Source organism: Sulfitobacter sp. DSM 110093, from assembly GCF_022788715.1.
Classification (GTDB): domain Bacteria; phylum Pseudomonadota; class Alphaproteobacteria; order Rhodobacterales; family Rhodobacteraceae; genus Sulfitobacter.
Window position 1 is genome coordinate 2,971,866 of the sequence record NZ_CP085167.1, and the last position, 11,822, is coordinate 2,983,687.

General features: G+C 54.4%; 11 protein-coding genes and 1 pseudogene. 6 read left to right on the forward strand and 6 right to left on the reverse strand.

Annotated features, from left to right (window positions below; all coding sequences use genetic code 11):
- The first annotated feature begins 105 nt into the window (after positions 1–105).
- Positions 106–906, forward strand: a complete 801-nt coding sequence (locus tag DSM110093_RS14475) for an IclR family transcriptional regulator C-terminal domain-containing protein (protein ID WP_243265748.1) — start codon at positions 106–108, stop codon at positions 904–906.
- Positions 907–942: 36 nt separating this feature from the next.
- On the opposite strand, the pseudogene DSM110093_RS14480 reads toward DSM110093_RS14475, so the two are convergent.
- From DSM110093_RS14480 to DSM110093_RS14505, 6 genes and pseudogenes are all read right to left on the reverse strand, one after another.
- Positions 943–1,848, reverse strand: a pseudogene (locus tag DSM110093_RS14480) (IS481 family transposase).
- Positions 1,849–2,176: 328 nt separating this feature from the next.
- Positions 2,177–3,403 (reverse strand): amidohydrolase family protein, encoded by a 1,227-nt coding sequence (locus DSM110093_RS14485; protein WP_243265749.1) that lies wholly within the window; start codon positions 3,401–3,403, stop codon positions 2,177–2,179.
- Between the two features lie 83 nt (positions 3,404–3,486).
- Positions 3,487–4,797: a TRAP transporter large permease gene (locus DSM110093_RS14490; protein ID WP_243265750.1), complete on the reverse strand. Its 1,311-nt coding sequence runs from the start codon at positions 4,795–4,797 to the stop codon at positions 3,487–3,489.
- A gap of 1 nt (position 4,798) precedes the next feature.
- Positions 4,799–5,329 (reverse strand): TRAP transporter small permease, encoded by a 531-nt coding sequence (locus tag DSM110093_RS14495; protein WP_243265751.1) that lies wholly within the window; start codon positions 5,327–5,329, stop codon positions 4,799–4,801.
- A complete protein-coding gene (locus DSM110093_RS14500) occupies positions 5,326–5,997 on the reverse strand; it encodes a TetR/AcrR family transcriptional regulator (RefSeq protein WP_243265752.1) in 672 nt (223 codons plus the stop codon). Before DSM110093_RS14500 ends, DSM110093_RS14495 begins: the two co-directional genes overlap by 4 nt.
- 19 nt (positions 5,998–6,016) lie before the next feature.
- Positions 6,017–7,138, reverse strand: a complete 1,122-nt coding sequence (locus DSM110093_RS14505; protein WP_243265753.1) for a C4-dicarboxylate TRAP transporter substrate-binding protein — start codon at positions 7,136–7,138, stop codon at positions 6,017–6,019.
- A gap of 426 nt (positions 7,139–7,564) precedes the next feature.
- Between DSM110093_RS14505 and DSM110093_RS14510 the strand changes: the two genes are divergently transcribed.
- The 5 genes from DSM110093_RS14510 to DSM110093_RS14530 all read left to right on the forward strand — a co-directional run bounded on the left by DSM110093_RS14510 (position 7,565) and on the right by DSM110093_RS14530 (position 11,822).
- Positions 7,565–8,182: a TetR/AcrR family transcriptional regulator gene (locus tag DSM110093_RS14510; RefSeq protein WP_243265754.1), complete on the forward strand. Its 618-nt coding sequence runs from the start codon at positions 7,565–7,567 to the stop codon at positions 8,180–8,182.
- 257 nt (positions 8,183–8,439) lie between these two features.
- A complete protein-coding gene (locus DSM110093_RS14515) occupies positions 8,440–9,420 on the forward strand; it encodes a TRAP transporter substrate-binding protein (protein WP_243265755.1) in 981 nt (326 codons plus the stop codon).
- Between the two features lie 66 nt (positions 9,421–9,486).
- Positions 9,487–10,011, forward strand: coding sequence for a TRAP transporter small permease (locus tag DSM110093_RS14520; RefSeq protein ID WP_243265756.1), 525 nt, complete (start codon positions 9,487–9,489; stop codon positions 10,009–10,011).
- Positions 10,012–10,033: 22 nt separating this feature from the next.
- Positions 10,034–11,344, forward strand: a complete 1,311-nt coding sequence (locus DSM110093_RS14525) for a TRAP transporter large permease subunit (RefSeq protein WP_243265757.1) — start codon at positions 10,034–10,036, stop codon at positions 11,342–11,344.
- A gap of 4 nt (positions 11,345–11,348) precedes the next feature.
- Positions 11,349–11,822, forward strand: coding sequence for a GAF domain-containing protein (locus DSM110093_RS14530; protein WP_243265758.1), 474 nt, complete (start codon positions 11,349–11,351; stop codon positions 11,820–11,822).

An 11,822-nucleotide genomic window follows, 5' to 3' on the forward strand; every position in this document is an offset into this window, starting at 1 on the left:
CCCGGTCGAATTTGACGTTAATCGAGATAACGACGGATCGCCCCAGTTGACAATCCCCATCACATACTAGATATAATAAATCACATATATGATTTGGAGGCGCCGGTGGACCATAAATCAACGGACAAGGTATTCCAGACAGCGCCGAGCGCAGGTCCGGCTGATGTACAGACGTCAGTTAAATCCGCTCTCCGCACGCTTCATGTATTTGAATTTTTCTTGCAGAGCCGTCGCTCTGCTACCGCAAAAGAGATCGCCGCCGATCTAAATATCCCCCAATCATCTATGTCGATGCTCCTACGGAGCCTGAAGGACCACGGGTACCTCGACTACAATGAAAAAGATAAGACCTATCTTCCCACCCCGCGCGTTACGCTGCTTGGCGCATGGCTGGACCGCGGGCCAATCCGAGATGGCCGACTCATTGATGCTCTGAACTGGCTATCAGAAGAAACACATGAAGCCGTTGTCGTCGCAACGCGGATCGGTATTTACAGCCATTATATCTACGTCGTTCCCGCAAGGGGTAACTTGCGATACCATATTCCTATTGGCTCCAGACGTTTGGCAGCTACCTCCGCGACAGGTCAGATACTTCTGAGCCACTTGGATGACAGAGAAGTATCTGCAATTATTAGGCGCACAAATTCCGAGATCAAGGACGCTCAGATTGATTTGAAAAAGACGCTAGAGACGATAAGCGCAGCGAGAACGAACGGGTATGCCTTCTCGCGTGGGAAGGTGACATCCGGAGCAGGTGCGATCGCTGTCACGCTTCCTCACTCAGTGGAAACAGCCGGACGGCCACTAGCGGTAAGCATCGCGAGCTTGCTGCCTACGCTGGAAAAGAAAGAGGCCGAATTTGTGAAAAAATTAGGTATGGTAAGTGAGCAAATTGCAGGTTGAAATTGTTGCGGGTTTCATAAGCCCGCAAAATCATTATTAGGTGTTCAGTCCCGGCATCTGGTGGATCGGGTTTAGGATGAATCTGTCTGGCTCGGATGTCCAGATCTTGCAGATGTATTCTTAGGGCGTGAGACCGCCGAGGGTCTTGACCCTGCGCGCGAAGTTGTAGGCTGCCATGAAGTCCGCCAAGTGGGTGCGCAGTTGGTCGTGGTCATCGTAGTGGAAACGCTTGACCGTCGCGTCTTTGTTCGTGCGGTTCATGCGCTCTACCTGACCGTTGGTCCACGGATGGTTTGGTTTGGTAAGGCGATGCTCTATACTATTGGCCTCACAGATCATGTCGAAACGCATTGGCCTTGAATATACGGTGTTGCGATTGCGCGGTTGCTCAGCGAACTGGATGCCGTTGTCGGTCAAAATGGTGTGGACGCGATAAGGCACTGCTTCGAGCATGACCTGCAAGAACTCCCAGGCGGTCTTCCTGTCTGCCTTCTCGACGAGTTGGGTCACCGCAAACTTGCTTGTGCGACCAATGCCCACGAACAAGTAGAGCTTGCCTTCAGCGGTCTGAACCTCGGCAATATCGATATGAAAGAAACCGATGGGGTAGCGCTTGAACTTCTGTCGCTTTGGCTTGTCACCTTCCACATCAGGCAGTCGAGAGATGCCGTGACGCTGAAGGCACCGATGCAAAGCAGAACGCGTCAGATGTGGGATCGTCGGTTGCAGCGCATAGAGGCAGTCGTCCAGCGGCAACAATGTATGCCGTCTGAATGCGACGATGGTTGCCTCCGCGGCTTCCGTCAAGACAGTTGAGCGCGGCTCCCTCGGCCCGGTCTTGAGGTCTTCGACGGTCTGGCGTTTGCGCCATTTTGCCACAGTTTTGGGATTGATCCCAAGCTCCTTGCTCAGCTGCGCGAGCGAAGATTGCGATCGCTGTATTGCAGCTCTGACAGCGTGCGTGGTCGTGGCGCTTCAGTGACGAACTTGTCCCATAATGCTTCCTTCCATTCCTGCGAAAGGATCGCACCATCAAACCATGGGATCAAACACCTAGGTCAGCCATCCAATAACATACTGAAGGGATTGAGGTTAAGAAGCTCTTGGTCGCGAGAACCGGCCCGTTGGTACCGGTAGGAGTTCCGGTTTCCCACCGTCCCGTCGGGACCTATTTTAGCGGGAGTATCAGCTTATTTTCCGGTTAAGGAGGGGGCACGATGATAGTCGTCTCGTTGAGACCGGGGGGAACCTCCCCCCGGTTTGAGCAGCCTTATATTGTCTTTACGAAGCGACCATCCTTCATGATCGCATTGATGTGCTCGCCCTGCCCGTCAAGCACTGAAAGGTCGTCCAACGGATTGCTCCGCACCATGATAAGATCCGCATGCGCCCCTTCTGCGATGCAGCCGATCTGCCCCTCCATTCGCATCACCTTAGCGGCATCCAAGGTTGCTGAGCGGATCACGTCATGGGCCGGGAGGAAGCGACCGCGCAGAGGGAATTCGCCCGACTGATACTGCTGCATGCCCCCCAGAAGATCTGAGCCATAGCCCATCAGCACTCCTTCTTCATGAAGCATGCTCAGGGCCTCCAACCCTGCGTCCCGCACGTCAGCGACCTTTGCGATCGATTCAGGCGGCAGACCGAAATCGGCGCCCCGCGTACCAAGGAGTTCATACGTGATGTTGGTCGGGACCACGACCGCCCCTTTTTCGGCCACGCGGCGGGCAGTTTCGCGTTTGATCAGGTTTGCGTGCTCGATCGAGTAAACACCAGCGTCCAAGGCCCGGTTGATCGCCTCATCGGTATATAGATGGCCTGCGACATAGGTTTCTGCGTTGGACGCCTCTTCGACCGCTGCTTCAAGCTCTGCCACAGAGAAACCCAAGAATCCGATAGGATCAGTCGGTGAAGAGACACCGCCATTGGCCATAAGTTTGATGAAATTTGCCCCGCCCTTGATCTCTTCGCGGCAAGCGCGGCGCAGGTCGTCGACGCCATCGACGATCCTCCCCATCGCGCCGATTTGATCACGATAGTAATCCACACTGCGTGGATTGTATCGGCCACGGTAGTCCGTATGCCCCCCGGTTTGCGACAGTGCTTTTCCGCAGATCACCAGACGGGGCGCGACCAGCAGACCTTCCTCAATTGCATCAACGATGCCGACATCTGCGCCGCCCAGATCGCGGACCGTCGTGAAGCCACGCGAGATCATGTTCTTCATCAGCGCCATCATGCGGTAGGCAAGCAGTGAGTTGGGCAGGTCGGCATTCGCTTTGAGGTCAGCCGTCGTGGCGATCACATGCACATGGCAGTCGATCAAGCCGGGCATCACGTAGTGATCTTTCGCATCGATCTCATTGTCGCATTGCAACGAGACCTTGTCCGATACTTCCTGAAAAATGCCGTTCTCGATGACGATGTCCTGCGAGTCTGTTGCACGGTCCCGCGATCCGTCAATGATGCGGGCGTTTCGAATAATCTGCATAGTCATGCGAGTTCCTTTTTTCTTATTGGTAGCGTTATGAGTCTTAACGATCCGCCATCAGCGGATGCCTGGAGCGAGGACGCATTCGGTCATTGATAGAGCAGCGACGGAAGCCAGAGTGACAATGCGGGGATCAGGATGATCAGAAGCAAGGCGACGAAGTCCATTACAATGAACCACGCCACTCCACGAAACACTTCGGGCAGGGTCACAAGGTCGCCCAGGGCACCCTTGATGACATAGACGTTCAGCCCGATTGGCGGTGTCACCAGCCCAACTTCGAGCAGCTTGATGACAATAATGCCGAACCATATGGCATCAATCCCCGCGGCATCTACAAGCGGAAGGATCAGCGGCAGGGTGAGCAGCAACAGCCCAATGGAGTCGATTAGCATCCCGAGGAGGAGATAAATCACTGCGACCGCAAAGAGGATCCACCACTGGCTGTCGCTCACCGAGAGGATCATTTCGGAAAAGGCGGTCGGCAAGCGCGACATGGCCAAAAACTTGGTGAACAAAACCGAACCGATGAGGATCAGAAAGATCGACGCGGTGCTCTGCAAGGCGCTGACCACGGCGGCCTTGAACTCGAGCCAGTTGATCGATCTGCGTATCAAGGCGATGCAAAGTGCAAAAAATGCACCCAACGCGCCTGCTTCAGTGGGTGAGAAATAGCCGCTGAATATCCCGCCGAGAACCAAAAGGATCAGGGTCGGCAGGGGCCAGATTTCTTTAAGCGCCTCAAGCTTTTCCGCCCGCGTTGCCTCGACCACAACAGTCCCGGCGAGGCTCGGCTTTGCCTTGACGCGCGCCACAATCATCATTCCATACAGCAAGGCCGAAATCAGTCCGGGAATGAAACCGGCCATGAACAACTGCCCGACCGAAACCTGCGCATATACGCCATAAAGGATGAGCAATACGCTGGGCGGAATAAGCGAACCCAATGTGCCTGAGGCCGCGATTGTGCCAGTGGCCAATCCCTTATCATACCCGTTTTTGAGCATCTCAGGCACAGCGATGCGCGACATGGCCGCCGCTGTGGCAACACTGGAGCCTGAGGCCGCCGCGAAAAAGGTGCAGGCCCCGACACTCGAAATCGCCAGGCCACCGGGGAGCCGCGCAAGAAACAGCCTGAGAGCGCCAAACAGCCCGCTGGTCAATTTCCCTTCCGTGGCCAGATACCCCATGAAGAGGAACATCGGCGCTGCAGTCAGTTCCCATTGACCGATGAAATCGAACGGGGTTGCTGACACCACACCCCATGCGATGCGCATATTGGTGATCTCGGCAATGCCCGCGATTGAGACTAGTCCCAAGACGACGCCAATCGGAAAGCGTAGTGCGATGAGCAAAAGCGTGACCCCCACGGCGATTACTCCAACAGTCGTATTGTCCACGTTACAGCGCCTTTCTATGGCGAATGGATTTCAGAAGGTTGGAGAGCGATGCCAACAACAACCCAAAGAAACCGATCGGCAAAGCCCAGCGGCTTGGCCAGATGTAGAAGATGAAATTCGACATGATGGTTTCCATTCGCTGGGTCGAATTCAGCGCATCATAGAAACTTTGCCAGAACATCATTGCAAAGAAAGTCATGCTCATAAGGCAACTAAGTACGTAGAGAATAAACTGGAGTGGAGCGGGCATCCACTGAACAAAGAGATCAACCCGTATATGTTCATTTCGCAGTTCAACAAAGCCCATCGGCAGCATGACCAGCATGATCATATAGTAGAAGGACACGACTTCTAACGTGCCGATCATGGTGAAGGCACCGGTCGCACGGCCCGCGACCTCAACAGTGACATGGAACATCATCAGGATGAGCGCCACAGCTGCAAAAACGAGAAATCCCCGGTTCAGCAGGTATATACTGCGGTCAAGAACGGAGAGCGTGCCGCCTTCTCCGCGTGTTTCCACCCCGCTCATGACGCGCGCTCGGAATTTTGATGTTTACGGGAAAGCTTCAGAAGCCCTTTCCAGTAATTGATCGTCGCGCGGAAAAGGTCGGGGTCATCGCGCCAGATTGTCTGCGTTGCCATTCCACGCGCCAGACACATGATCGCGGTAATTTCGACTTTTTGGCGCATCTGCACAACGGGGTCATCGGACGGCCCATCGATCTTCTCCCAGATACGACCGTAGGCCTCATTAAAGTCTTGCCCGACGGGGACCAAAGCAGCCTTTATTTTATGGTCGGTTCGTGCGGCGTTAACAAACTCCATCGACACCATGTAGAGATCTCCGGAGAAGCGTTCCCAGACGAAGTCGAGGAATTGGTCAACGGTGAGTGAATCCTCCACGACAGAATTCGCCGCACGTTCGGCTTCTTCTGTCTCACGTAAAAGTAGAGATCGGAGCGCCTCGGCCATCAATTCTTCTTTGGTTGGGAAGTGATGCAACAGCGCACCCCGTGAAACTTTTGCACGTCGTGCCACCTCAGTCGTTGAGGTGTTAATGAGCCCCTTGTCCTTGATACACGCCAGCGTGGCCTCAAGAAGGCTAGAAGTCGTCTCATGAGACCGTTCGGCCTGAGTGCGTCGTTTTCGTTCTGCCATGTGCCCGCGCTCCATCATAAAGGCGCGCGCGATCGCCACGCGCGCCCCCTTCTCAGTATTATTGAATGCCGTAAGTGGAGGCGTCGATTTTGCTGTAGATCTCGCGCAAGGCCAGTTCAGCAACCGCGTTTTCATCAGTACGGTCAACGCCGGTCAGCAAGTCTTCCCATTTTTCATAGGTCGCGATGAAGTCATCAATGACCTCTTTGCCGTTGCTCAGCCCATAGGTCTCTTGCGAGGTCTGGTAAGCGGTTTCCACGGAGTTCGCGCGGTACTCCTCAGCCGACGCAAGCAGGTCTTCGCCCGGTTCATAGACATTGTTGCCCTTCTCCTTGGCCAAAGCGAGCTTTTCTTCGGCGCTGCCGACATACTCGACAATCATGCGCGACATGGCACGTGCGGTTGCTTCCAACAGAATTTCGCGATGCTCGGTGCTAAGCCCAGACCAGAATTCAGGGTTGAAGCCCCACTGTGGGCCCGTCCAATACATGCCTGTCGACAGCATCGTCGTATGTTCCGCGACTTCCCAGAGCGACCGGTCAATGAGATCATTTGCGGCATTCGAAGCACAGTCGAGTGTCCCGCGCTCAAGGCCGGTATACATTTCGCTGGAGGGGACGTTGACGGGGATGCCCCCTGCTTTTTCAACCCACTGCGACACGCTCGATCCGGCCGTGCGGATACGCTTTCCTTTGAATTCTTCCAGCGTACGCACGGGTTCACGGCAGAACAGGACATAGGGCGGCGTCGCATAAGAACCAAGATACACGACCCCCTTTTCGGCCCATTCCTGAAGCTGTGTTTCGTTGTTCATACTAAAATCGGTCGAGGCTAAAATCATCGTCAGCGGATCGGAATAGTTAAAGCCCAGTTCCTGGATGCTGTTTGCAACAGGCATCTCCGAGGGGGTGTATACTGCCGCATGATGCGCAACCTGAACCACGTTGTCGCGAATACCTTGCAGGTTTGCACGCGGCGCGAGCAGCACGGTACCGGTGTAGACGTTTGGCTTCAGTTCTCCGCCAGACATTTCTTCAACCATTTTGGCCCATTCAATGTAGCCATACTTCGAATGAGGATGTTCGGCCGCGTAGAACGAATTTGCTGTAAACTCCACTTCGGCCGCCGCGACTCCGGCTATGCCCGAGATCACCATTCCTGCGAGAAGACGCTTAATCATGTTTATGCTCCCTGAGATGTCTATTTGGATTCTTATGTTTAGTTAGGTTGGGAGCTTTTTTAAAAGCAGTCAAGATTGTTTGTTTTTTAAATGCTCAGCGGAGCTGCATAAGTGCCGTCCTGGCCCGTCTGCATAATTTACGCTCACATTTGCGGGAAACGGAGCGCATTCCAGCCGCCGAAAGAGGCAACAACTTCCCGTCTTTGGTTGGCTTTGGAATATATGAGCGTCACTTAAGCCCGAATAGTCGGACGAACTCTGCAACGCCGGTTGGCACGAGCTTTCAGATAAGAGCATCAATACGCGATTTCTACTCGCACCATAGTAGCCGACAACCTTATTAACCTGCAAAATGAAGTCGCCATCATTTGCAAGGCGCACAAAAACAGGTAACGTCGTTTGTATGTTTACCGCCGGGAACAGAATATGAGCGCCGATACCACGTCACTCCCTTCCGCACAGACCCGGCGTACGCAAGCAGAGCGATCTCAAGAAACCCGGAACAAGGTATGCGAGGCGACGCTTCGGGCATTGGTAGACGTTGGCTATGCACAGATCTCGACTCCCCTTATCGCCAAAAGGGCACAAGTGTCACGGGGGGCGCTTACACATCAGTTCCCAACTCGAAATGACATGCTGGTTGCAGCATTCGAAAAATTGGTCAGTGAGTGGAGAGACGACTATCCTTTCGCGCTCGACCCTGACAAGAACCAGCTCTCTGTGGATGAGCTAGTTGACGCGCTGTGGAGTACTATTTTTTCAAATAGCCACTACATAGCCGCGATGGAGTTGATGTTGGCCTCTCGCCAAAACAACGAGCTGGGCCGCGCACTTCGTGATATTCTAGTGAAATGGATCCGAGAGCGTGACCGGATCGCCGCGCGACTGATTGGTGAAAATGCAGACGATACGGACGCTGGACTTAAGGTACAGCTGCACCTCTCTGTACTTCGAGGAATCGCTATACACCAAAGTTTCGATTCAGATCCACAGACAGCAAAAAAGCTAATTGAGCTTTGGAAACAAATGGCCAGAAAGGCCTGACTCCGGTCATTGCAGTCGTTCCGGATAAAGACGCCCATAAATCAGCCGCCAAAATGCTAAACTTTTCAGTTGCTTAACGTAAATTCAAAGCGGAATACGCTTTTTTTTGCTTTCAAGGCCAGTTTTCGCATGTCCCATCTTGATTTACGAACAGTTCTGACTGCATTCTGCGAACAGCTCTGCTCGTAAGCGTCCAACCGCATTGTGAGCGAGGTGAAGAGACAGCTCGGTCACATGAACACAACAAGGAATATCACATGTACAATGGAACCCTACTTGGAGCCCTAGCAGGCCTCAGCCTTGCAACCGCCACATCAGCCTTTGCCGCCACCTGGGATCTGTCCAGCGAATATCCGGTCAGTTCACTGCAGGGGAAAACCGCTGATTACTTCGCTAAGGCTGTGGCCGAAAAGACCGGTGGTGAAGTCGAAATCACCGTCCACCATGGCGCAGCGCTCGGATACAAAAGTGTAGACCATTTCGACGCCGTTGGTGATGGCGCTTTGCAAGCAGCGTCTTCGGCCTTCGTATTTTGGACCGGTATCAACCCCATATTCCAACTGTCATCGCTGCCGTTCCTTGCTCCGACGTCTAAGGATGTCCATGATCTTTATGAGCTAGCGAAGCCGGATTATGAAAAGGTTCTCGAAGAAAACGACCAGATGCTGCTGCTGGTAACACCCTGGCCGTCTTCGGGTCTCTGGGGCAAAAAGCCCTTCACCTCCACCGCCGACCTCGAAGACGTGAAGGTCCGCACCTATGATGTCGCTTCCACGGAGACCGTTAAGAACGCTGGGGGCTTTCCGATCCAGATTTCCTGGGCAGATGTTCCGGCGCAGCTTTCAACCAATGCGATCGATGCCGTCCTTACCTCCGCCAATGGTGGCGTCGGCGCGCAGTTGTGGGAAATGCAGTCAGATTTCACGAATGTAAACTATGCGTCTTCGCTGCAAGCAATCCACCTTAACCGCGATGCCTGGGACGATCTGAGCGAAAATGAACAGGCCGCTGTTAAAGAAGCTGCGACCGAGGCGGAAAACTATGGGTGGGGGCTTCTCGCGGATGCGACTGCCAACGATTTTGCCACTATGCGTGAAAATGGCATGACTGTGACTGAAGAAATCCCTGCAGAGTTTTCTCAGGCCCTGTCCGTCGCCGCACAACCTTTCATCGACAAATGGCTCGAAGAAACTGGTGAGCGTGCCCAGTCGATCATGACTGCTTACAAGGACCGCTAATTCCTCCCCGACTTGCGCGGGCAGCCGTCAGTGCTGCTCGCGCATATTTTTCTCTTGGAGGTCCGCATGACCCGCTTTTTTTCGATCGTTTTCGGCCTTTCGCGACTGGCTGCGGTAATCGCCGCATGTGCGCTGCTCTATATGGTAGGCCACATCATATACGAGATCATTCTGCGCAGCTTCTTCGCTACCTCAACGTTTGTCCTCGACGAATTTGTTGGCTACGCGATTAGCATCTGCATCATTTGGTCATTGGGATACGTTCTGGAACACGGGGATCTAATCCGTGTCGGCCTCGTACTCGACCGCTTGCCTGAGCGGGCACAACAGTTGCTTACCGCCGCATCAGCATTGATGGCCGGTGCAATGTCTGCAGGGTTGGCTTGGATGTTCTGGATCCGCGTCGCGCGGGCGTGGTCCCGTGGTACGGTGTCTTCGTCTGTCGCCGCAGTGCCAACTTGGATTCCCGAAGGTGCAATTATGGTGGGTCTGGCCCTGTTTGCGCTGGCGGCAGTCGCGCACGGTCTGCGTCACATCACCGGACACCCGTCACCCGCCCCGCATGCGCCGCTTGCCACGCCGGTCGAATAAGCCGACCCCTCGGAGATATCATATGGACACGTTATTAACCGCCGCTGCCACGCTAGGCTTTCTTTTACTATTTCTCGGACTTGGCGTTTGGGTTTTCATCTCGTTGGCTCTTGTGGCAACGGCTGCGTTGTTTTTCCTACACGGCATGGAACTATCGCGTATCGGCTCCATCGCTGCGGGTATCATATACCGCTATTCCACCAGCTGGGAGCTTTCGGCCATTCCAATGTTTATCTGGATGGGCGAGATCATCTTCCGTACTGACATCTCATCTCGGCTGTTCCGTGGATTGTCCCCGTTCGTCGATTACATTCCCGGTCGCCTTTTACACACGAACGTATTGGGATGCACACTCTTCGCTGCCGTCTCTGGCTCATCCCCTGCCACAACTGCCACCGTCGGCCGTATCACCACCCGTGAGCTAGGGGCGCGTGGTTACGACGACCGGCTGTCGCTGGGCTCACTTGCTGGCGCTGGCAGTCTAGGGTTGCTGATCCCGCCCTCGATCGTAATGATCGTCTACGGCATCCTTGCCGAGCAATCGATCTCGCGCCTCTTCGCCGCTGGTGTGTTGCCAGGGTTGATGATCAGCGCACTTTATTCGGGCTATATCATGCTCCGCACCACGCTGAATCCTTCATTGGTTCCAGCAAAGCGTGAGACGCGCAATGCGCTAGACTTCCTGCGCGCGATTTGGGACCTAGTTCCGCTGGCTGTGTTGATGACTATCGTTCTAGGGTCGATCTATACCGGTATTGCCACCCCCTCAGAGGCCGCAGCCGTCGGCGTCATTACTGCCATCGCTATCGCCTTGTTGACACGTCAGTTCTCACTGGTTTTGCTGCGTGATACTTTGTTGGGTGCATTACGGACCTCAACCATGGTCTGTTCAATTCTGATAGCTGCAGCCTTCATGTCCACCGCGATCGGATACCTGCACATCCCCGCGGATGTGGCAAAAGGTATTGCGTCGCTGCAGCTGCCGCCTTGGGGGCTTTTGGTGGTGCTGTCGCTTTTCTACCTCGGTCTCGGCTTTTTCCTCGACGGTACGTCGATTGTGGTGATGAGTTTGCCGATCTCGCTTCCGTTGGCGCTGCAGGCGGGTTTTGATCCGATCTGGTTTGGTGTCTATCTCGTGTTGATGGTTGAAATGGCACAGGTGACCCCGCCTGTGGGCTTTAACCTCTTCGTTCTTCAGGGCATCTCGGGTCGTTCGATCAGCTATGTAGCCCGAGCAGCGCTACCATTCTTTGCATTAATGCTGCTCGGGGTGTTGTTGCTAGCTGTCTTCCCGAGCATCGCCCTGTGGCTCCCAAACTTCCTATATGGATAAAATAATGACTTTATTGAACACCGATCTCGCTGTGCTTTTGCGTGCGCAGACCCACCTGAATCAACCACACACCCTGTTTAGCGCAGTACAGGACACTTGCGAGGCTCGTTTCGGTTTCCGTTTCTTAACCATCCTAAAGAACCTCCCTGGTACCGGAAACGTCATGCGGATGCATAGCTCTGAAGCCGATTACCCGGTTGGAGCGCTTAAGCCTATGGGCCTGACCGAATGGGGCAAGGTGGTACTGGATAGCGGCCGTAGTTGGCTCGGCAACTCGCGGGAGGACGTGTTCTGGGCTTTCCCCGACGCCGAATTGATCCTCTCCAAAGACTGTGAAGCCTGTGCGTGCGCCCCTGTGCTCTGGGGGGGGCGCTGCCTCGGAGTGCTGTCGTTGAATGCGGCTAGGGATAGCTATGCGCCGGAGGACATGGCTGAAATTGCATCAATCGCGCAGACACTCGCACCTGCGCTGATCTGA